Annotated in this window: 16 protein-coding genes; 11 read left to right on the plus strand and 5 right to left on the minus strand. The window is 71.7% G+C overall.

Annotation, left to right across the window (positions count from 1 at the left end):
• Nucleotides 1–106: 106 nt before the first annotated feature.
• The 3 genes from ACFPZ3_RS47595 to ACFPZ3_RS47605 form a co-directional block, all read right to left on the minus strand.
• The gene (locus ACFPZ3_RS47595) at nucleotides 107–1,324 is read right to left on the minus strand and encodes a cytochrome P450 family protein (protein WP_379521029.1); all 1,218 of its coding nucleotides are present in this window, start codon (nucleotides 1,322–1,324) and stop codon (nucleotides 107–109) included.
• 21 nt (nucleotides 1,325–1,345) lie between these two features.
• Complete coding sequence (locus ACFPZ3_RS47600) at nucleotides 1,346–2,035, minus strand: TetR/AcrR family transcriptional regulator (protein ID WP_379521030.1); 690 nt, start codon at nucleotides 2,033–2,035, stop codon at nucleotides 1,346–1,348.
• A gap of 103 nt (nucleotides 2,036–2,138) precedes the next feature.
• Nucleotides 2,139–3,554: an MFS transporter gene (locus tag ACFPZ3_RS47605; protein ID WP_379521031.1), complete on the minus strand. Its 1,416-nt coding sequence runs from the start codon at nucleotides 3,552–3,554 to the stop codon at nucleotides 2,139–2,141.
• A gap of 232 nt (nucleotides 3,555–3,786) precedes the next feature.
• Here ACFPZ3_RS47605 and ACFPZ3_RS47610 point away from each other — a divergent pair, with 232 nt between their 5' ends.
• The 3 genes from ACFPZ3_RS47610 (at nucleotide 3,787) to ACFPZ3_RS47620 (ending at nucleotide 8,430) form a co-directional block, all read left to right on the plus strand.
• Nucleotides 3,787–6,234, plus strand: coding sequence for a glycoside hydrolase family 2 protein (locus ACFPZ3_RS47610; protein WP_379521032.1), 2,448 nt, complete (start codon nucleotides 3,787–3,789; stop codon nucleotides 6,232–6,234).
• A complete protein-coding gene (locus ACFPZ3_RS47615; protein ID WP_379521033.1) occupies nucleotides 6,231–7,262 on the plus strand; it encodes a LacI family DNA-binding transcriptional regulator in 1,032 nt (343 codons plus the stop codon). The genes ACFPZ3_RS47610 and ACFPZ3_RS47615 overlap by 4 nt, the downstream gene beginning before the upstream one ends.
• 94 nt (nucleotides 7,263–7,356) lie before the next feature.
• Nucleotides 7,357–8,430 carry an ROK family protein gene (locus tag ACFPZ3_RS47620; protein ID WP_379521034.1) on the plus strand — a complete coding sequence of 358 codons (1,074 nt, stop codon included), beginning with the start codon at nucleotides 7,357–7,359 and terminating at the stop codon, nucleotides 8,428–8,430.
• Between the two features lie 121 nt (nucleotides 8,431–8,551).
• Here the strand turns inward: ACFPZ3_RS47620 and ACFPZ3_RS47625 are convergent, their stop codons facing one another.
• Nucleotides 8,552–9,460: a DUF4429 domain-containing protein gene (locus tag ACFPZ3_RS47625; protein ID WP_379521035.1), complete on the minus strand. Its 909-nt coding sequence runs from the start codon at nucleotides 9,458–9,460 to the stop codon at nucleotides 8,552–8,554.
• A gap of 406 nt (nucleotides 9,461–9,866) precedes the next feature.
• On the opposite strand from ACFPZ3_RS47625, the gene ACFPZ3_RS47630 reads away from it, so the two are divergent.
• The 6 genes from ACFPZ3_RS47630 to ACFPZ3_RS47655 are packed head-to-tail and all read left to right on the plus strand — an operon-like array spanning nucleotide 9,867 to nucleotide 17,778.
• Nucleotides 9,867–10,772, plus strand: a complete 906-nt coding sequence (locus ACFPZ3_RS47630) for a putative sugar O-methyltransferase (RefSeq protein ID WP_379521036.1) — start codon at nucleotides 9,867–9,869, stop codon at nucleotides 10,770–10,772.
• Nucleotides 10,773–10,823: 51 nt separating this feature from the next.
• A complete protein-coding gene (locus ACFPZ3_RS47635; protein ID WP_379521037.1) occupies nucleotides 10,824–13,502 on the plus strand; it encodes a LuxR C-terminal-related transcriptional regulator in 2,679 nt (892 codons plus the stop codon).
• A gap of 13 nt (nucleotides 13,503–13,515) precedes the next feature.
• Nucleotides 13,516–14,742 carry a methyltransferase domain-containing protein gene (locus ACFPZ3_RS47640; protein WP_379521038.1) on the plus strand — a complete coding sequence of 409 codons (1,227 nt, stop codon included), beginning with the start codon at nucleotides 13,516–13,518 and terminating at the stop codon, nucleotides 14,740–14,742.
• Nucleotides 14,735–15,721, plus strand: coding sequence for an NAD-dependent epimerase/dehydratase (locus ACFPZ3_RS47645; RefSeq protein ID WP_379521039.1), 987 nt, complete (start codon nucleotides 14,735–14,737; stop codon nucleotides 15,719–15,721). The genes ACFPZ3_RS47640 and ACFPZ3_RS47645 overlap by 8 nt, the downstream gene beginning before the upstream one ends.
• A gap of 33 nt (nucleotides 15,722–15,754) precedes the next feature.
• Complete coding sequence (locus tag ACFPZ3_RS47650; protein WP_379521040.1) at nucleotides 15,755–16,342, plus strand: dTDP-4-dehydrorhamnose 3,5-epimerase family protein; 588 nt, start codon at nucleotides 15,755–15,757, stop codon at nucleotides 16,340–16,342.
• Between the two features lie 8 nt (nucleotides 16,343–16,350).
• The gene (locus ACFPZ3_RS47655) at nucleotides 16,351–17,778 is read left to right on the plus strand and encodes an NDP-hexose 2,3-dehydratase family protein (RefSeq protein ID WP_379521041.1); all 1,428 of its coding nucleotides are present in this window, start codon (nucleotides 16,351–16,353) and stop codon (nucleotides 17,776–17,778) included.
• On the opposite strand, the gene ACFPZ3_RS47660 is transcribed toward ACFPZ3_RS47655, so the two are convergent.
• Nucleotides 17,753–18,847 carry a DegT/DnrJ/EryC1/StrS family aminotransferase gene (locus ACFPZ3_RS47660; protein ID WP_379521042.1) on the minus strand — a complete coding sequence of 365 codons (1,095 nt, stop codon included), beginning with the start codon at nucleotides 18,845–18,847 and terminating at the stop codon, nucleotides 17,753–17,755. The genes ACFPZ3_RS47655 and ACFPZ3_RS47660 overlap by 26 nt on opposite strands.
• A 153-nt stretch (nucleotides 18,848–19,000) precedes the next feature.
• Between ACFPZ3_RS47660 and ACFPZ3_RS47665 the strand changes: the two genes are divergently transcribed.
• Together ACFPZ3_RS47665 and ACFPZ3_RS47670 are read left to right on the plus strand one after the other, a co-directional pair.
• A complete protein-coding gene (locus ACFPZ3_RS47665; protein ID WP_379521043.1) occupies nucleotides 19,001–20,191 on the plus strand; it encodes a macrolide family glycosyltransferase in 1,191 nt (396 codons plus the stop codon).
• Complete coding sequence (locus ACFPZ3_RS47670) at nucleotides 20,188–20,958, plus strand: AfsR/SARP family transcriptional regulator (RefSeq protein WP_379521044.1); 771 nt, start codon at nucleotides 20,188–20,190, stop codon at nucleotides 20,956–20,958. The genes ACFPZ3_RS47665 and ACFPZ3_RS47670 overlap by 4 nt, the downstream gene beginning before the upstream one ends.
• Nucleotides 20,959–21,057 lie beyond the last annotated feature (99 nt).

Here is a 21,057-nt window from a genome sequence, read left to right on the forward strand (position 1 = left end):
GATTGTCCCTCACCGTACCCGGAGTTTTCGCAGGTCAGAGGCTTGCGCAGCGAAAAGCCCCGGTTTCTGGGGGAAACCGGGGCGATGGGGTGGAGTCTGTCGCGGGTCAGGACAGGCGCAGAGGCAGCTTCGCCAGACGCCAGGACATCGGCAGGTACTCCCGCTCCGGCTCACCGTTCAGGGCGAGGCCGGGGAAGCGGCGGAACAACGCGCTGAAGGCGATCTCCGCCTCGGTGCGCGCCAGCGCCGCGCCCAGGCAGTAGTGCAGGCCGTGCCCGAAGCCCAGGTGCACCTCGCGCCGGGAGTCCTGCTCGCGGGTCACGTCGAGTCGTTCCGGGTCGTCGAAGCGGCGCGGGTCGTAGTTGGCGCCGACCAGGATCGCGATGATGCCGTCGCCCTTGGTGATCTTCTGCTCGCCCAGCTCGACGTCCTCGGCCGCGTACCGCATCTGCGCGCCGTGCACCGGCCCGCACCAGCGCATCAGCTCGTGCACGGCGCGCGGCCACAACTCCGGGTCCTTCCGCACCAGGTCGAGCTGGTCGGGGTGGGTCAGCAGGGCGAGCGTGCCGTTGCCGATCAGGTGCGTGGTCGTCTCGTGCCCGGCCAGGACCAGGGTGACGATCATGGTGATCAGTTCGACGTCGCTCAGCCGGTCGCCGTCCTCGTCATGCGTGCGGATCAGCGCCGACAGCAGGTCGTCCGCGGGGTTCGCGCGCCGCCGCGCGATCAGGTTCTCGGACAGCTCGACCATCGCCCGCAGCGGCGCGTTCAGCCCGCCGGGCTCGAAGGTCATCAGCGCCTGGCTCTGCTCCCACCACGCGGCACGGTCCTCCTCCGGCACCCCGACCAGCTCGCAGATGACCGTGATCGGCAGCGGGTAGGCGAAGTCCTTGATCAGGTCGGTCTCGTCGCCCAGCCCGTCGAGCAGCGACTCGGTGATCTCGCTCAGGCGGGGGCGCATCTCGATCACCCGCCGGGCGGTGAACTCGCGGGAGACCAGGCGCCGCAGCCGCATGTGGTCGGGGCCGTCCACGTCGAGAATGCTGTCCAGAATGTACGGGGCCAGATCGGCGTCGAGCTTCCTGGCCGCGATGACCTGCTCACGGATGTTGTCCACCCGGATCCCCGGCACGTTCGCCGGATTGTTGACGAACCGGGTGTCGCTGAGCACGTTCTTGACGTCCTCGTAACGGGTGGCCAGCCACATCGGCGTGGCGCTCCCGGCGTAGGTGCCCTTGATCATCGGCCCTTCCTCCCGGATCCGGGCGTACTGGCCGAAGGGGTCCCGCAAGAGGGCGGGGTCCATCAGGTTGACGACGTTCACGACGCCTCCACTCGGGTGGGTTCAGGTGAGTTTCTGCCTGCTGATCTCCTCGACCAGCAGTTCGCGCAGGTTCCGGTAGAGATCGAGCACCTGGGGCACGGCCCGGCTCGCCCGCGCCGGCGCGTCGGGGGTTTCGAGTGCCGACCTGACCATGTACGCCAGCAGGTCGGCCTTGGCCTCACGCGACATCTCCTCCGCGCTCATCCGGTACGGATCCACGTTCAGGAACCCGGTGAGCGCCGCGGTGAACGCGTGCAGTTGTTCGTCGGGCCGCAGGTCGTCACGGATGACACCCCGCTCCCGCAGGATCTCGAAGTAGTCGGCGATCGCCTGCCCGCGCGCCTTCATGAGCGGGCCGATGCCCTCGGCGCTGCGGACGAGCGCGCCGAGCGTCTCCTGGTCCCCGGTGACGATCACGTGGACGATCACGTCTTCGTGCACCCACAGGTATGTCAGCCTGGCCAGCTCGCTCGGCAGCACGTTGGCCGGATCGGCCGCGAACGCGGTCAGGAGCCGGTCGACCAGCCGTGCCTGCTCCCGCATCACCACGGTGAGGAACAACCTCTCCTTGGTCTTGAAGTGCAGGTAGACCGTGCCCTTGCCGATCTCGGCCCGGCGCGCGACATCCTCGATCGTCACCCGCCGGTACCCCCAGGCGACCAGCAGTTCCGCGGCGGCGTCCAGGATGCGGTCAGCCCGCTCCTCGCTCATCTCATCTCCTCCGTGACCTGTTGACCAGATTTCACATCCGGTCACGGAGTCAAACATACGCCCGCGGGTGCGCTGTCGTGAAGGCGGACCCCTGGCGAGTGCCCTAGTGAGTTACGGCCTCGCCGCTTCCGCGCGGCCGGTGGCCGGTCACCTCCTGGCCGGCGTCCCTGCGCAGCCGCAGCATGAGGACGGCGCCGAGCAGCGCTACCGCGCCGGTCACCACGAAGGCCAGGGCGAAGTCGGACTGGGTGAGCGGCGCCGCGCTCGTGCCGTGGGCGGCCTGCAGGACGATCGCGGCGGCGGCCACGCCGAGCGCCGTGGAGATCTGCTGCATCATGCTGAAGAACGTCGAGGCCGAGGCCCGGTCCTCGGGCTCGATGTCGGCGAAGGTGAGGGTGTTGGTCCCGGTGAACTCGATCGACCGGGTGGCCCCGGCGACGAAGGCGACCGCGCCGACGACGACGATGCCGGTACGCACGTCCAGCAGCGCCCACGCGCCGATCGACAGCGCCACCGCGACGCCGTTGACGGCCAGCACCGTACGGAACCCGAACCGGCGCAGCAGCGGCGTGGTGATCACCTTGATGACCAGGTTGCCCAGGAAGTACACCAGGACGATCTGGCCGGCCTCAAGGGGGTTCAGCCGCCACGCCTCCTGCAACATGAGCGGGATCAGGAACGGGGTCGCGCTGATCGCCAGCCGCTGGAGGTTCCCGCCGTAGAGGGTCGTCGCCGCGAACGTCGGGACCCGCAGTGGCCGGAGCCCGACCAGCGGGTGGGCGGAGCGGCGGAACCACCAGACGGCCACCGCCCCCACCGCGCACCCGACGGCGAGCAGGGCGAGGTCCAGGCCGAGCGCCGACGGCTGGGCGAGCTCGGACAGACCGTAGATCGTCAGGCTCAGCGCCGTGACGACCAGGACGGTGCCGGTGCGGTCCAGCGGCTTGGGGTGGGGTTCGCGCTGGTTGGGGACGTACGCCAGCACCAGCACGGTGCCGATGAGGGTGAGCGGCGCGTTGAGCAGGAAGATCCACTGCCAGCCGAACCAGGTGGTCAGCGCCCCGCCGACGACCGGGGCGATGACCGGCGCGATCAGCCCGGGCCAGGTGATCAGTGCCGTCGCGCGCAGCAGGTCCTCCTTGCCGGCGTTCCTGAGCACGATGATGCGGCCGACCGGCATCATCAGCGCGCCGCCGACGCCCTGGACGACGCGGGCCAGGACTAACTGCCACAACTCCGTACAGGCCGCGCAGCCGATCGAGGCGAGGCCGAACACCACGATGGCGGTCGCGAACACCGGCTTCGCGCCGTAGCGGTCCGACAGCCAGCCGCCGAGCGGGATGAAGGCCGCGCCCGCGACGATGTAGGCCGTGATGCCGATGTTGACGCTGACGACGTCCACGCCGAACGTGTGCGCCATCTGGGGGAGCGAGGTGTTGATGATCGTGGTGTCGAGGTTCTGCATGAACCACGCCACGGCGACGATCAGGGCCACGCGCCGGGAACTGCCGCCCATCATTCCGGACATTCTACGAAACGCGCGGACGCCGTCAGGGGCTCCCCCGTGGATCAAGCCCGTGCACTGATTAACCGAATCAGTAAATCCGCGCACGGATCCGCTGTGACAACGATGTCAATGGCTCGGGATTCGTGGCTTGTTCAGTGAATGTCTGAAACGGTCTAGACGGGTTCAGGCGCAATGCGGAAGTATCAGGCCGTATGTCCCATTGATGTGATCAAGGAGTCGGCCGTTGACGAAGCAGAGCAAGCCGTTGGACTCGGGATGGACGCTCCGCCTGGCGGGCGGGGAGGCTCCTGACCGGGTCAGGGACGAGACCGTGCCCGCCCAGGTGCCCGGCTGCGTGCACGCCGACCTGCTGGCGGCCGGGCTGATCCCCGACCCGTACCGTGACCTGAACGAGCTGGAGGTGGCGTGGGCGGGCCGGGCCGACTGGCGCTACGACACCGTGCTGGAAGGGGCGCCGGGCGGCTTCGAGCGTACGGACCTGGTCTTCGACGGGCTCGACACCGTCACCCAGGTGCTGCTGGACGGGGAGGAGCTGGGCCGCACCAGGAACATGCACCGGTCGTACCGGTTCGACGTGACCGGGCGGGCGGGTTCGGCGCTGACGGTCCGCTTCGCCTCCGCCTACACCGAGGCCGAGGCGCAGCGCGAGCGGCTGGGCCGGCGGCCGAACGCCTACCCCGAGCCGTTCAACTTCATCAGGAAGATGGCCTCCAGCTTCGGCTGGGACTGGGGGCCCACCCTCGTCACCGCCGGCATCTGGCGTCCCGCGCGGCTGGAGAGCTGGAGCACCGCCCGGCTGGCGCAGGTCAGGCCGCTGGTCACCGTGGCCGGCGGCGACGGGAGGGTCGAGGCGCACGTCGCGCTGGAGCGTACCGAGACGGGCGCGGGCCGCGAGCTGACGCTGAGCGTCGAGACGGCGGGGCGCACGGTCGTGGAGGCCGTCCCGGCGGGGGCGGACAGCGCGGTGGCCGTGCTGGAGGTGCCGGCCCCCGACCTGTGGTGGCCGCGCGGACACGGCGACCAGCCCCTGTACGACTGCGTGGTCACCCTGTCCGATGCCGAGAGCGGCCAGGTCCTGGACCGCTGGCAGCGGCGCGTCGGCTTCCGCACCGTCCACCTCGACACCACCCCCGACGAGCACGGCAGCGCCTTCACCTTCCGTGTCAACGGCCGGCCGATCTTCGCCCGCGGCGTCAACTGGATCCCCGACGACGCCCTGCCCGCCCGCGTCACCCCGGAACGCTACCGGCACCGCCTGGGCCAGGCCGCCGACGCGGGCGTCAACCTGGTGCGCGTCTGGGGCGGCGGCATCTACGAGGACCACGCCTTCTACGACGCCTGCGACGAGCTGGGCCTGATGGTCTGGCAGGACTTCCTGTTCGCCTGCGCCGCCTACCCGGAGGAGCAGCCGCTGCGCGGCGAGGTCGAGGCCGAGGCCCGCGAGAACGTGGCCAGGCTCAGCCCGCACGCCAGCCTCGTGGTGTGGAACGGCAACAACGAGAACCTGTGGGGGTTCCGCGACTGGAACTGGGAGCGCGAGCTGGCCGGTGACAGCTGGGGCGAGGGCTACTACCTCGGGCTGCTGCCGCGCGTGGTGGCCGAGCTGGACCCGACGCGGCCGTACAACGCGGGCAGCCCCTGGTCCGGCTCATGGGACCATCACCCCAACGACCCCGCCCACGGGCCGTCGCACTTCTGGGAGGCGTGGAACCGGCGCGACTACACCGCCTACCTCGACGTCGTGCCGCGCTTCGCCGCCGAGTTCGGCTGGCAGGCTCCGCCCGCCCACGCCACGCTGCGCGAATGGCTCGGCGACGACCCGCTGACCTCCACCTCGCCCGGCATGTCGCACCACCAGAAGGCCGAGGACGGCAACGGCAAGCTCGACCGCGGCCTGGCCCACCACTTCTCCGTCCCCGGGAGCTTTGACCTCTGGCACTACCTCACCCAGGTCAACCAGGCGCGGGCGATCGCGACCGGGGTCGCGCACTGGCGTTCCCACTGGCCGGTGTGCGCGGGAACCGTCGTCTGGCAGCTCAACGACTGCTGGCCGGTCACCTCGTGGGCGGCCGTCGACGGCATGTCCCGGCCCAAACCGCTCTACCACGAGCTGCGCCGCGTGTACGCCGACCGGCTGCTGACCTTCCAGCACCGCGACGGCGCGCGCGTGCTCGCCGTGGACAACCAGTCGCCTGAGCCGTGGCAGGGCGGCGCGCTGGTGCGCAGGCTCCGCGCGGACGGCACCGGCCTGGCGGAGGAACGGCTGCCGTTCTCCGTCCCGCCGTTCTCGGTCGCCCTGGTGCCGCTGAGCGTCGATGTCAAGGACACGAGCGAGGAGCTGCTGGTGGCCGACGCCGACGGCCTGCGCGACGTCGTGCTCGGCTGTGAGGACAAGGACTTCGCCTACCCGGACCCCGAGCTCGACCTGCGCCTGCGCGCCTCGGACGATACGCTCGGGGTTGTGATCACCGCCCGCTCCTTCGTCCGCGACCTGCTGCTGCAGGCCGACCGGCTCGGCCCGTCGGCCGCGGCCGACCGCGGGCTGGTCACGCTGCTGCCCGGCGAGAGCGTCACGATCACCGTGACCGGCCTCGGCACACCTGCCGACGAGACCTCCGTACGGTCGGCGCTGTTCTGCGTCAACGCGGCGGAAGGGATTCCCCGGCCATGAGCTCCGCCGGCGGCAAGGTGACCATCGCCGAGGTCGCCCAGCGAGCCGGGGTGTCCAAGGGCTCGGTCTCGCTGGCGATGAACGACAAGCCCGGCGTGTCCGCCGCCACGCGGCAGAAGGTGTTCGAGGCCGCCCGCGAGCTGGGCTGGCTGCCCAACCAGGCCGCCCGCTCGTTGTCGTCCACCTCGGCGCGGGTCGACAACGTGGGCCTGGTCATCGCCAGGCCCGCGCGCTTCCTCGGGCTCGAACCGTTCTACATGGAGTTCATCTCCGGCATCGAGAGCGTGCTGGCCGGGCGGTCGTACTCCCTGCTGCTCCGGCTCGTGCGCGACGTCGGCGAGGAGATCGACGTCCTGGACGGCTGGGGCCGCAGCAAGCAGATCAGCGGCTCCATTATGGTGGACTTCACCCTCGACGACCCCCGCATCCCCGCCGCCGGGGCGCTGCGCCCGCCGACGATCGCCGTCGGCCACCCCGACCTGACCGGCGGGCTGCCGTCGGTGTGGACCGACGACGGCACGGCGGTCACCGAGGCGGTGCGCTACCTGGCGGCGCTCGGCCACCGGCGGCTGGCGCGCGTGGGCGGCCCGGCCACGCTCGGGCACAGCGCGATCAGGAGCGAGGCGTTCGCCAGGGCCGTGGCCGACCTGAACCTCGAACCCGGCCGCGTCCTGCCCACGGACTTCTCCGGCGAGCAGGGCGCGCGTGCCACGCGGGCGCTGCTCTCCTCCGCCCAGCGGCCCACGGCGATCCTGTACGACAACGACATCATGGCCGTCGCGGGCCTGTCGGTGGCCACCGAGATGGGCGTGTCCGTGCCCGCCGAGCTGTCCCTGCTGGCCTGGGACGACTCGCAGTTGTGCCGGCTCACCCATCCGCCGCTGTCGGCGATGAGCCACGACGTCTTCGCCTTCGGCGCCGAGGTCGCGCGCCGGCTGATGGACCTCATCGACCACGGCGAGGCGGAGGTCGGCCCCGCGCCGACGCCCGTGCTCGTCCCGCGCGGCACCACCGCCAGACTGCGCTGACGTCCGCCCTTACTGAACCGGTTCATGAACCCGGCAATCCACTGTTAACCGCGCGTCGATGCCGGCGCGACGACGTAGGGAGGATCCTCTAGTCATGACGGTTCTCGCGCTCGACATCGGCGGGACGAAGTTCGCCGCCGCCCACGTCTCCGCCGACGGCGCGCTGCTGCGCCGCGCCGAGCGGCCGATCGGGCCGTCTCCGACCGCCACGCTCCGCGACCTCGTCACCGACTTCCGCTTGCCCGGGCTGAGCGCGGTCGGGATCGGGTCGGCCGGGCCGCTCGACGTCCTGGCGGGCACGGTCTCGCCGATCAACATCCCGGCGTGGCGCGGCTTCCCGCTGGCCGAGACCGTACGCGACCTGGTCCCCGGCGCCGAGGTGGTGATGGCAGGGGACGGGCAGTGCATGGCGCTGGGCGAGTGGTGGCGCGGCGGGCACGGGGCCGACTCGCTGCTGGGCATCGTGGTCTCGACCGGCGTGGGTGGCGGTCTGATCCTGGACGGCCGCCCGGTGCTCGGCGGCACGGGCAACGCCGGGCACGTCGGCCACGTGATCGTGGACCGCGACGGCGAGCCCTGCTCGTGCGGCACCCAGGGCTGCCTGGAGACCTTCGCCAGCGGGCCCAGCATGGTGCGCTGGGCCCGCGCCAACGGCTGGATTCCGGGCACCTTCCCCACCGCCCGCCAGGCCCCCGCTTCCACCGCCGGTCAGGGTCCCGTTTCCACCGCGGGTCAGGGCCCCGCGTCCGGGGCGGGTCAGGGCCCCGTTTCCACCGCGGGTCAGGGCCCCGCGTCCGGGGCGGGCCGGAGTTCCGTGTCCGAGGTGGATCGTGCCGCCATGACGGCCAAGGAACTGGCCGACGACGCGCGGGCGGGGGCCGCGATCCCGCGAGCGGCGTTCGAGCGGGCGGCCGACGCGCTGGCCACCGTCATCCTCAACACCGCCGCCGTCGTCGACCTGCACGACGTCGTCATCGGCGGCGGCGTCGCCGCGGCCGGGCACCTGCTCACCGACCCGCTCAGGGACCGGCTGGGCAAGCGCGCGGGCATGGACTTCGTCCGCCATGTCAAGATCAGGCTGACCACCCTGGAACGGGACGCCGGCCTGTACGGAGCCGCCGCCCTCGCCCTCCTGGCCGGCGGAACCGCCCTCCGCCCCACCGGCTGACTCCCCGCTGCCGCCGCTCTCGGGTTGCTCCCGGGCCGGTGCCGCCGAGTCGGTGCCGTCGGGTTGGTGCCGTCGGGTTGGTGACCGTTTTCGGTCGGTGTGCGGTGCCGGGGGCCGGAGGTCAGAGGCGGTCGAGGAGTTCCGCCTTCTTGGACGCGAACTCCTCGTCCGTGAGCAGGCCCTCCGCGTGCAGGCGCCCGAGCTCGCGGATGCGGTCGTACACGCTGCGGGGCTCGGCGTCGGGACCGGCGGTGAGCTGCGCGCGACCGGGGCCGGCGGTGAGCTGCGCACGCTCGGAGCCGGGACCGGGCGTCGCCGCCCACAGGTGCGCCGTGACCGTCGCGGCCATCACCAGCGTCCAGGCGTCCTGCTTGGCGCTGTCCTCGGTGAGCAGGCAGGCGAAGTCCTTGCTCGGCTTGGCCGACTTGACGTCGCCGTCCTCCTCCCACGTCACGATGCGCAGGTAGCCCTCGTCCATCGACTTCTGCGGGAACCACTCGACGCGCCGGACGTCCTTCAGCGCGTACTCCATCCGGCGTTTCTTGTTCTTGCGTGAGCCCGCGTCATCGGACCACTCCAACCGGATCGTCTCCCCGTCGAACATCGCCGTGCCCTCCGAGGTCCGGATGTGCAGCGGCACGGGCGGGACGAGGCCGAGGGCGTACTCCTCCGCCGGGCGCGGCCCGGTGACGAGCCGGACGGCGTCGGCCGCTAGCCGGAGCTGGTCGGCGTGGTATTCGGCGACGAGCTCCGTGTCGGGCCCACCGGTCAGCAGGAACGGCTGCCCCTTCTCGGGCAGCAGCGACCCGACGGCGGCGTAGGGGTCGGCGCGTTCGCGCAGCCGTAGTTGCAACTGCCAGCCCTTCTTGCCGGCGGCGCTGAAATCCACCGCCGCGACGGCCGCCAGGGGGACCTCACAACGGGCGAGGATTTTCAGCAGGGCGTGGGTGCGCCACCTGGAAACATATTGAATGACGACCTTCTCCTCGTCGAACTGCCATGTCGCCGCTTTTCCCCGCAACTCGTCCATGCGTGGAAGTTTAGAAGCGGTGACCGCCAGCGCGTGAGGGGGTAGGGGAGGAGATCGCACAGCCCCGAGCTCTTCATCCCGTTTGAGGTGGATGTGCCTCGGTGCCCTCATTTGCGTACATCACAAATTCACCCGCAAATGCGGTCGAAAATACTAGTAACATCCGCTGGCGTGGCTCTAAGCTGATCACCAACCTCACAAGCCGGGGGCAAGGCGGCCTTGGGGGATTTCTCGAAGTTGTACGGCAGCTCTAATAGTCGGCGATTAGTTCATCGGGTGCCGAATTCGCTCGGAAGCCAGGAGCTCCAGGTGAGAGGCCCGTGGTGGCGGAGAGAAAACATGAGTCCAACTCAGGTCGCCCGCGCAGGGATTCAGCCGGGGACGGCCCTGTCCGCGAGGATCGAAATTGAGCATCAGAAATGGTCAGAGCCCGTTATGGGAGCACATCAATAAGACCCGCATGACTGAGGAGGCCATCGCCGATCTGGGCTCTTTCCGGTCCGGCGGGGTGAATTTCAAGCTGGCTCTGTGGGACACGGAGACCAACGGCGTCCGCTACCTGAAGACCGTGGCCTACAACCTCGTGGCGGGGCTGGGCGAGGCCAACCGGCGCAGGTTGCGCAGGATCGGCAACCGGGACGTCGGCGATCCCATCACGGTGACGTGGGACGGCGAGCGCGTCTGCGTGGACTACCTGCGGGCCGTGCACGAGCTGGAGTTCATCGCCGAGCGGGTGCCGCTCGACGGGGCGCGCGTGCTGGAGATCGGGGCGGGTTACGGCCGCACATGCCACGCGATGCTCGCCAACCACGCCCTGGCCGCGTACGTCATCGTCGATCTGCCCACGTCGCTGGAGCTGGCCAGGCGTTACCTGGGCGCGGTGCTCACAGGGGAGCAGTTCGCCAGGGTGGAGTTCGTCGCGGTGGAGGAGGTCGAGGAGCGGATCTCCGGGACCTTCGACGTGTGCCTCAACATCGACTCCTTCGCGGAGATGACCGAGGACACCGTTCGGTACTACCTGTCACTCGTGGACGAGCGGTGCGAGCACTTCTACGTCAACAACCCTGTCGGGAAATATCTGGACAAGAGCCTTGATGGGCACACGCAGGGGCAGCAGGTGGTCTCGCTGGCGCTGAGCACCGGCCTGCTGCGCGACGTCATCGACATCCACGACAACCAGCACGTACGCGCACAGTCGCGCAAGTTCGTCGCGGTCTACCGTCCGGGGGAACGCTGGACGACCGTCGCCGATGGATGGGCGCCGCCATGGAGTTACTACTGGCAGGCCCTCTACAGCAGACAGCCCGTGTGATCCCTGGAGACGGATCACCAGTTCAATGATCAAACCCCGTGAGGACGGTTCATGTTAGGGGCGCAACATCGCCGGAACCTGGAGGTACTCAAACAACTGATGCGGGTGAGTGGCGCCGGCGAGGGGCGTCTGGTGCTGGTCAGCGGGGGACTGGCCAGCGGCAAGACGGGCTTGCTGCACTCGTTCGCCAGAATCGCCGAGGACGGCGGCGCGCTCGTGTTGCGCGCCACCGCCGCCCGAGGCGAGCGCTCGTTCCCGGCCGGCGTCGTCGGGCAGCTCCTGCACGCCGCGGGCTGCCTCTCGCCGGCCCAGCTCGTCGGGCAGCGGCGCCTGCATCTCGGTGGCCGCCGGCGCGACATCGGGACGATCACACCGGCGGAGGCCGAGGTCGTCGCCCTGCTGAGCGAGGCGCTGCTGGAGGCCGCACCCGAGCGCGCGGTCGTGCTGGCGGTGGACGACGTGCACTTCGCCGACCGGCTCTCTCTGGAAGTGCTCCTGTACGTGGCCCGCAGGCTGCGCATGACCAGGATCCTCATGGTCCTGAGCGAGTGGGAGCGGCCGGGCTCGACCGTCCCGTTCTTCGACGCCGAGATCACGCGCCTGCCGCACAAGCTGCTCCGGCTGGCGCCCCTGACCGCCGAGGACGTCGCGGAGTTCGTGGCCGGCTGGATGCCCCCCGACGGCGACACCCGGCTCGCCTCCGTCTACCACTGGCTGAGCGGCGGGAACGCGCTGCTGCTCCAGGCGCTGGCGGAGGACTCCCACGGGCCGGGCGACCGGCACGCCGCGCGCTCGCCCGCCGGCCCGGCCTTCGCGCAGGCGGTGCTGGGCTGCGTGCACCGGTGGGAGCCTGACCTGCTGGAGGTGGTCAGGGCGCTGGCCGTGCTGGGCGAGTCGGGCAGCCCCCACCTGGTCGGCAGCCTGTCCGGCGTCGAGCCGGCCGCGGCCGAGCACCTGCTGACGATCCTGACCAGGGCGGGACTGCTGGCCGATGGCCGGTTCCGCTACTCCGTGACCAGGGAGGCCGTGCTCAGCGGGATCCTCGCGGGCGAACGGTCCAGGCTGCACCTGCGGGCGGCGGAGCTGCTGCACCAGCAGGGCGCCGCCGCGGCCGAGGTCGCGCCCCTCCTGCTCGACGCCGGCCGTACGCCGGAGGGCTGGTCCGCGCCCGTGTTGCGCGAGGCCGCCGAGCAGGCGCTGTCCGCCGACGACACGGCCATGGCCGTGCGCTGCCTGGAGCTGGCGCACTCGTGCGCGGCCGACGACTCCGAGCGGTTCTCGACGGTGAAACTGCTGGCCCGCGCGCAGTGGCGGATGAACCCCTCGGCCGTGGCGTCGTACCTGCCGCCGCTGCGCCAGGCCATGGCGGAGGGCGCGCTGCTGCCGGCGGAGGCCGCGCTGGTCATCCAGCACGACCTGTGGAACGGCGAGCGGGACGCGGTGGCCGCGGCGCTGCGAACGCTCAGCACCAGCGCCGACCCGATCGCGGCGCAACTGCGGATCGCCTGCCAGTGGTTCTACGGCCCGCGCTGGTACGAGCCCGAGCCCTCGGCCCCCTCCCCGTGGGACGACGCGGCCAGGACCATGTGCGCCTTCTGGACCCAGGGCAGGGGAGAGGCGGCGGCCGAGAGCGCCGAGCACGTGCTGCGGAGCTGCCGCCTGGACGAGACGCTCCTGGAGGTGGTCGCCACCGCGCTGCTCACGCTGGCCGGCGTCGGCAGGACCGACAAGGCGATCTGGTGGTGCGAGCGGCTGGTCAAGGAGGCGGCCGGGAGCGGGGCGGTGACCTGGCAGGCCCTGCTCGGCGCCGTGCGGGCCGACATCGCCTGCCGCCAGGGCGAGGTGGCCCTGGGAGCCCACCTGGCCAGGGCCGCGCTCGACCTGCTCTCGCCCAGGAGCTGGGGCGTGCTGGCGGGCTACCCGCGCTCGACCCTGGTGATCGCCTACACGGCGACGGGCCGTCACGACGAGGCGGCCGCCATCCTGCGGGAGCCGGTGCCCGACGCCATGTTCGACACCCTGATCGGGATCGGCTACCTGAACGCGCGCGGCCACCATTTCCTGGCCACCGACGGGGTGCTCGCCGCGATCAGCGACTTCCAGACCTGCGGGCAGCGCATGCAGGAAGGCGGCTTCGACGTCGCCATGGTCGTGCCCTGGCGGCTCGGGCTGGCCGAGGCGAACGTCCGGCTCGGGCGCAACGGCGTGGCCAGGGAGCTGGCCAAGCAGCAACTCGACCACCAGGGTTACGTCAACGAGCGCACGCGCGGCGGCGCGCTGCTCGTGCTGGCCGCCGCCAGCAAGCCCGCGCAGCGGCTCGGCCTGCTGCGCCAGGCCGTCGCCTGCCTGCGTCCCGCCGGCGACCGGCTGCTGCTGGCACGTGCCATGAACGAGCTGAGCAAGGCGCTCCAGGACAGCGGCGACCGGCACGAGGCCAGGCTGTACGCCTCCTACGCGGTCAGGGAGAGCCGCGAGTGCTTCGAGAACGCCCAGCCGCGGGAGCCGGGTCGCGGCGCGGGCGGCTGGGACCTGACGGTGCTCAGCGACTCGGAGGCCAGGGTCGCCGAGCTGGCGGCACTCGGTCACACCAACCGCGAGATCAGCCGCAAGTTGTACATCACGGTCAGCACCGTTGAGCAACATCTGACGCGGATCTACCGGAAGCTGGGCGTCAAGAGCCGGGCCGACCTGGCCCGCTCGGGCAAGCAGCGCCTCAGGTCCGTTCCCTAACGTGAGGAGCCCGATGCCAGTCACGTCCGTCTGCCGCGTCTGCGGGGGCAGGGTCAGCCAGTTCGCCGACTTCGGCCGGCAGCCCCTGTCCGACGCCTTCGTCCTGCCAGGGGGGAGCGAGCAGGAGTTCTTCTACGACCTGGCCGCCGGGTCGTGCGAGTCGTGCACGATGGCCCAGCTCATGGCCGAGGTGCCCAGGGAGCGCATGTTCCACCAGGACTACCCGTACCTGTCGGCCGGCTCCGCCGTGATGCGCGCGCACTTCGGGGAGCTGGCCAAGCGCCTGCTGGCCACGGAGCTGACCGGGCCCGACCCGTTCGTGGTGGAGATCGGCTGCAACGACGGCACGATGTTGCGGGGCATCGCCGACGCCGGGGTGCGCCACCTCGGCGTCGAGCCGTCGGGCGGCGTCGCGGAGCGGGCCAGGGAGAAGGGCGTGCGGGTGCGTACGGACTTCTTCGAGGCGGCGACGGCGGCCGGCATCCTGGCCGAGGACGGCCCGGCCGACGTCATCTACGCGGCCAACACCCTGTGCCACATCCCCTACATCGACTCGATCCTGACCGGGGTGCGCACGCTGCTCGCGCCGGAGGGCGTCTTCGTGTTCGAGGACCCCTACCTGGCCGACATCCTGGAGCGGACCTCCTTCGACCAGATCTACGACGAACATTTCTTCCTCTTCACCGCCACCTCCGTGCGGGCGATGGCGCGCGGGGCGGGGCTGGAGCTGGTGGACGTGGAGCGGCTGCCCGTGCACGGCGGGGAGGTGCGCTACACCCTGGCCCGCCCGGGCGCCAGGACGCCGGCGCCCGCGGTGGCCGAGCTGGTCGCCGCCGAGGAGGCCGCGCGGGTCGCCGACCTCGCCGTCCTGCGCGCGTTCGGCGCGCGGGTCGCCGCCATCGGGCGGGACCTGACCTCGCTGCTCACCAGGTTGCGGGCGGAGGGCCGGCAGGTGGCCGGGTACGGCGCCACCGCCAAGAGCGCGACCGTGCTCAACTACTGCGGCATCGGCCCCGACCTGGTCCCCTTCGTCTGCGACAGCACCCCCGCCAAGCAGGGCAGGCTCACCCCCGGCGCGCACCTGCCGGTCGTGCCCCCCGCCGCGTTCGCCGATCCGTACCCGGACTACGCGCTGCTGTTCGCCTGGAACCACGCCGAGGAGATCATGGACAAGGAGCGGGCGTTCCGCGAGGCGGGCGGCAGGTGGATCCTGTACGTCCCCGAGGTGCGCATTGTCTGACCGGCCGCTGGTCGTCGTGCTCGGGGCCTCCGGCCTCGTGGGCTCGGCCCTGGTGCGACGGCTGGCGGACCGTCCGGTACGCCTGCGCCTGGTCGCCCGGCGCCCGCCCGCGCTGCCCGGGTCGTACGCCGCGGACCTCACCGAGCCCGGCGCGGTGGCGCGAGCCGTCGACGGGGCCGACGTCGTGATCAACCTGCTGCTCTACACCGGCGGGGAGGGCACCTGGCGGGCGGCGGCGGAGCCGATGGGGGAGCGGGTCAACGTCGGCGTGGTGCGCGACCTCGTCGAGGCGCTGCGGGCCAGGCGGGGGGACCCGCCCGTGGTGCTGTTCGCCGGCTCGACCTCCCAGGCGGGGCCGCGCGGCGGCGGGCGGCTGGACGGGTCGGAGCCGGACGTGCCCGTCACCGCGTACGACCGGCAGAAACTGGCCGCCGAGCGGCTGCTGGAGTCGGCCACGGCCGAGGGCGTCGCGCGCGCCGTCACGCTGCGGCTTCCGACGGTCTTCGGTGGCAAGATCTCACCCACCGCGATCGACCGGGGCGTGGTCGCCGCGATGGCCTGCCGGGCACTCGACGGCAGGCCGCTCACCGTGTGGGGCGACGGCTCGGCCGAACGCGACCTGCTGCACGCCGGCGACGCCGCCGAGGCGTTCCTGGCCGCGCTCGACCACGCCGGCGCGCTCGCCGGAGGCCACTGGCTCGTCGGCACCGGCCGGGGCACGTCGCTGATCGAGCTGTTCACCACGATCGCGCGCCTGGCCGCCGAGCACACGGGGCGGCCGCCGGTCCCCGTCCTGGCGGTGCCGCCGCCCGGCGGCCTGACCGCGATGGACCTGACCAGCGTGGTCGCCGACCCGGCCGCCTTCGGCGCGCGGACGGGATGGCGGGCCAGGACACCGCTGCGCGAGGCGCTCCTGGCTACCATCGCCACGCTCACGGCCACCCCCTACCGCCCCCCTAGCGAACCCCTACGTCGTTGACCCCGTGAGCGCGGCTCGCGGAGGCTTTGCGCGATGAAGTCACGCGAGCTCGCCGTCATCGGCGCATTCGAATTCGTCCCCGACACCTTCCCCGACGACCGCGGCATGTTCGTCTCCCCCTACCAGGAGGCGGCGTTCGCCGAGGCGGTCGGCCATCCCCTGTTCCCCGTCGCCCAGGCCAGCCACAGCCTCTCCAGGCGCGGCGTGCTGCGCGGCATCCACTACACGCTCGCCCCGCCAGGCACGGCCAAGTACGTCTACTGCTCGCGGGGCAGGGCGCGCGACTTCGTGGTGGACCTCAGGACGGGCTCGCCCACGTTCGGCACGTGGGAGCAGGTCGAGCTGACCGCCCACGCGCCCCGCGCGCTCTACCTGCCGCCGGGGCTCGGCCATGCCTTCCTGGCGCTGGAGGAGGACACCGTCATGAACTACCTGCTGTCGCAGCGGTACCGGGCGGACAACGAGCTGGCCCTGGCGGTGGACGACCCGGCGGTGGGGCTGCCCGTGCCCGGCGACGCCGTGTTGTCGGAGCGGGACAGGGCCGCGCCGTCCCTGGAGGCGGCGCCGCTGCCCGAGTACGAGGCGTGCCTGCGTGCCGCGGCCGCCTTCGGCGCCCCATGACCTCGCCCATGCCCGTGCGGACGCGTACACCGTTGCACGAGCGGCTGCTGGCCTCCGCGTTCGGCGCGGGCGGCCGGTTCGCGACGGCGGCGGAGTTCCAGGACTGGCTGGCGCGCGCGGCCTCCCGTACGAGCATGGAGACGCGCCGCGTCCCCCTGGCCGGGCTGACCGGCTGGCGGGCCGACGAGCGGACCGGCGACCTGCGCCACCACAGCGGCCGGTTCTTCCGCGTCCACGGGCTCGACGTGCGCCTTCCCCAGCAGGTGGTCCCGAGCTGGAGCCAGCCGATCATCGACCAGCCGGAGATCGGCGTCCTGGGCATCCTGGTGAAGGAGATCGACGGGACGCTGCACTGCCTCATGCAGGCCAAGCGCGAGCCGGGCAACCACAACGGCGTGCAGCTCTCGCCCACGGTCCAGGCCACCAGGAGCAACTACACGCGGGTGCACCAGGGGCGGGCGGTTCCCTACCTGGAGCACTTCCGCGACGCCGCGGGGCCCGGCGTGATCGCCGACATCCGGCAGAGCGAGCAGGGCGCCTGGTTCTACCGCAAGCGGAACAGGAACATGGTGGTCGAGGCGGCCGGCGACGTGGAGGCCGCCGAGGGGTTCTGCTGGCTGACGCTCGGGCAGGTGCACCGGCTGATGGCGGTGCCGGACCTGGTGAACATGGACGCGCGCACGGTGCTGGCCTGCCTGCCGCTGGCCGGTCCCGGGCTGGCGCGATCGAGGCCGCCCGGCGGGTTCCTGGACACGCTGGCCCGCTCGTACGACCCCGCCGCCGGCAGCCACCACCCGACGGGGGAGATCCTGCGCTGGATCACCGAGATGCGCACCAGCACCGACCTGCACACCCGGCCGCGCCCGCTCGGCGACCTGCCCGGCTGGCGGCACGCCGACGGCGCGATCACCCACGACAGCGGCAGGTTCTTCGGCGTGATCGGGGTGAGCGTCCGCGCGCAGGGCCGCGAGGTCGCCGCGTGGGACCAGCCGATGATCGAGCCGGTCGGCACGGGCGTCGTCGCCTTCCTGGTCCGCAGGATCGACGGCGTCCTGCACGTGCTGATGCACGCCAGGGCCGAGCCGGGGTACGCCGACGTGATCGAGCTGGCGCCCACCGTGCAGTGCGTGCCCGGCAACTACGACCTGCTGCCCGACGCGGCCAGGCCCCCCTTCCTCGGCCTCGTCCTGGCGGCCCGCCCGCCGGAGGTCAGGTACGACACGATCCTGTCCGAGGAGGGCGGGCGCTTCCACCGCGCCCGCAACCGTTACCTCGTCGTCGAGACCACCGAGGACCTGAGCCACCCCGAGTACCGGTGGGTGGCCCAGCACCAGATCGCGGAGCTGCTGCGGCACAGCTTCTACGTCAACGTGCAGGCCCGCAGCCTGTACGTCTGCCTGACCAGCCTCGTCACAGCACCTCACGCAGAGCCGTGATCACCCGCTCCTGCGCGTGAAGGGGCAGCGAGGGGTACATGGGCAGCGAGAAGATCTGCCCGGCCAGCTCCTCGGTGACGGGCAGCGGCCCCGCGCCGAGGTGGGCGAAGCCGGACATGGTGTGCACCGGCCACCGGTAGCTGACGTTGAGCTGGATGTCGCGGGCGGCGAGCGCCTCGATGATCTCCTCGCGGCGCGGGTGCCGCACCACGTACAGGTAGTAGACGTGCTCGTTGCCCTCCGCCGTGACCGGCAGGATGAGGCCGGTGCCGGCCAGGGCCTCGGCATAGCGGGCCGCCACCGCGCGGCGGCCGTCGATGTAGCCGTCGAGCCGCTGGAGCTTGCGGCGCAGGATCTCCGCCTGCACCTCGTCCAGCCTGCTGTTGTGGCCGGGCGTCTCGACGACGTAGTAGGCCTCCTCCATGCCGTAGTAACGCAGCCTGCGCAGGCTGCGGGCCACCTCGTCGTCCGAGGTGAGCACGGCGCCGCCGTCGCCGTAGGCGCCCAGCACCTTCGTCGGGTAGAAGGAGAAGGCCGCCGCCCGGCCGATCGACCCGGCCACCCGGCCGTGCCGCCGCGCGCCGTGCGCCTGCGCGCAGTCCTCCAGGATCGCCAGGCCGTGCCGCTCCGCCAGGAGTTCGAGCGGCTCCATCGGCACGCACTGCCCGTAGAGGTGGACGGGCAGCAGGCAGCGGGTGCGATCGGTGATCGCGGGCTCCACCTGGGCGGTGTCCATGAGGTACGTGGCGGGATCGACGTCCACGAAGACCGGGACCGCGCCCACGGCGTCGATGGCCACCACCGTCGGCGCGGCCGTGTTCGACACGGTGATCACCTCGTCGCCCGGCCCGACGCCGAGCGCCTGGAGGGCCAGCTTGATGGCGTTGGTGCCGTTGTCCACGCCGACGGCGTGCCGCGCTCCGTGGAAGGCGGCGAACTCGGCCTCGAAGGAGCGCACGCTCGCGCCGAGGACGAGCTGCCCCGACCGGAACACGGTCTCCACCGCGTCCAGCAGGTCCTTGCGCTCGTTGTCGTACTCCGGCAGGTAGTCCCAGACCCTGATGGGCATCGGCCCGTCCTTCCCTCGGATCCGGACAAGGCTATGCAGCCGGGTGGAGGGGGAGACCCCTAATCTGCCCGGGCGGAACCCCAGTTTCCCGGGTTCCGGCCCCCTAATAATGTGGGGTCCCGTTGACGCGGGTCGTTCACTACCGTCCGGGACATGGCGCGACACTTTCTCTTCATGGCCCACCCCGACCACGGTCACGTGATGCCCACCCTGGCCGTGGTGAGGGAACTCCTCGCCAGAGGCCACCGGGTGACCTACCTGACGGGCGACAGCATGTCCGCCCTCGTGGCGGCCACGGGGGCCACCGTGCTGACCTACGACTCCAAATACCGCGAGGCGAACCGCGTCCACGTCGCCAACGATCCCCTCTACCTGTTCAGCCTCCTGGTGGACGAGAGCCAGGCCATGCTGGAGGAGGTCGACCGGCTCGAGGACGATCTGCCCGACGCGATCGTCTACGACATCTCCATCCTGTTCGGCGGGCGGGTGCTGGCCAGGAAGTGGGGGGTGCCGGCCGTACAGACCGTCCCGATGTTCGCCTCGAACGCCCATTTCTCCTACCTCAACTCCATCTACAACGAGGAGGGCAGGTCCGCGGGCCTGCCGACCTGGGTGGACGACATCTTCCTCAAGATCGAGAACCTGGCCGTCAGGCACGAGGTACGGGTGCCGCCGGCCGAGCTGTGGTGGGAGATCCAGGACTTCAGCCTGGTCAACATCCCGCGCTGCTTCCAGTTCGCCGGCCAGAGCTTCGACGAGCGGTTCGCCTTCGTCGGCCCGTGCCTGCCCGAGCCCGCCCAGGACAGCGGGTGGCGGCCGCCCGCCGGCGCCGGCCCGGTCGCGCTGGTCTCGCTCGGCGGCGTGTTCAACCAGTACCCGGAGTTCTTCCGCATGTCCGTGCAGGCCTTCACCGGCACGCGCTGGCACGTCGTCATGACCGTGGGGGACGGCATGGACCCGGACGACCTCGGCGAACTGCCGCCCAACATGGAGGTCCACCGCTGGCTGCCGCACGAGGCGGTGCTGCCGCACGCCACGGTCGCGGTCACTCACGGCGGCCTGGGCACGGTGATGATGGCCATGCACGCCGGCTGCCCCATGGTGATCATGCCCACCTCGATCATCGACTGGCCCACGGCCAGGCAGGTCAGGGACATGAACCTGGGCCGCGCCGTGCACCGGGACGAGGTGAGCGCGGAATGGCTGATCGGCGCGGTCGAGGAGGTCGTGGCGGACCAGGACGTCCAGGAGAGCCTGCGGAAGATGCGGCGCGAGGTGCACGCGGCCGGCGGGACCCGGCGAGCAGCCGACGAACTGGAACGCTACACGGCGAGGTTCGCGTGAGCGCGCCGGAGTTCCTCGTGATGGGGCCCCTGGAGGTACGCGGGCAGGGGCTCGAGATCAGGATCGGCGGCGCCAGGGAACGCGCGATCCTGACCGCTCTGGTGCTGCACGCCAACCGGGTCGTCAGCGTGGAGCGGCTCATCGAGGCGGTGTGGGTGGAGGGCGCGCCGCGCAGCGCCCGCGGGCAGATCGCCATCTGCGTGTACCGGCTGCGCAAGGCGCTCGGCGAGGCGGGCGCGGCCGTCGTCACGTGCAGCCCGGGATACCTGCTCAGGGCGGACCGGGAGGCCATCGACTGGCTGCGCTTCGAGGGCATGGTGGCGAACGCGCGCACGGCCGTGGCGGCGGGCGACGGGGAGGGGGCGGTGGCGCTGCTGCGGGGCGCGCTGGCCCTGTGGCGGGGCAGCCCCTTCGAGGACGTGCCCGGCCTGCGGTACGAGGTGGACCGGCTGGAGGAGGCGCGGCTCGAGGCCATCGAGCTCTGCCTGGACCTGGAGCTGGACCTCGGCCGCTACCACCGGGTGATCGCCGAGCTGGGCCCCATCGTGGCCAGGTATCCGCTGCACGAGCGGGCGCGGGCGCAGCTCATGCTGGCCCAGTACCGCTCCGGCCGCCGGGCCGAGTCGTTGCGCACGTACCTGGACGCGCGGCGTGACCTGGTCGAGCAGATGGGCATGGAACCGGGGCCCGAGCTGCGGCGGCTGCACGACCGGATCCTGCGGGATGAGGCCGGGCTGATGCCCTCCGCGCGGGCCTGGCCCGCCTGACTTGGCCCGTTCCGGCGACGCGCCTGACTGGGTCGTTCCGGCGACGCGCCTGACTGGCTCGTTCCGGCGACGCGCCTGACTGGGCCCGTTCCGGCGACG

The organism is Nonomuraea insulae, assembly GCF_042656245.1.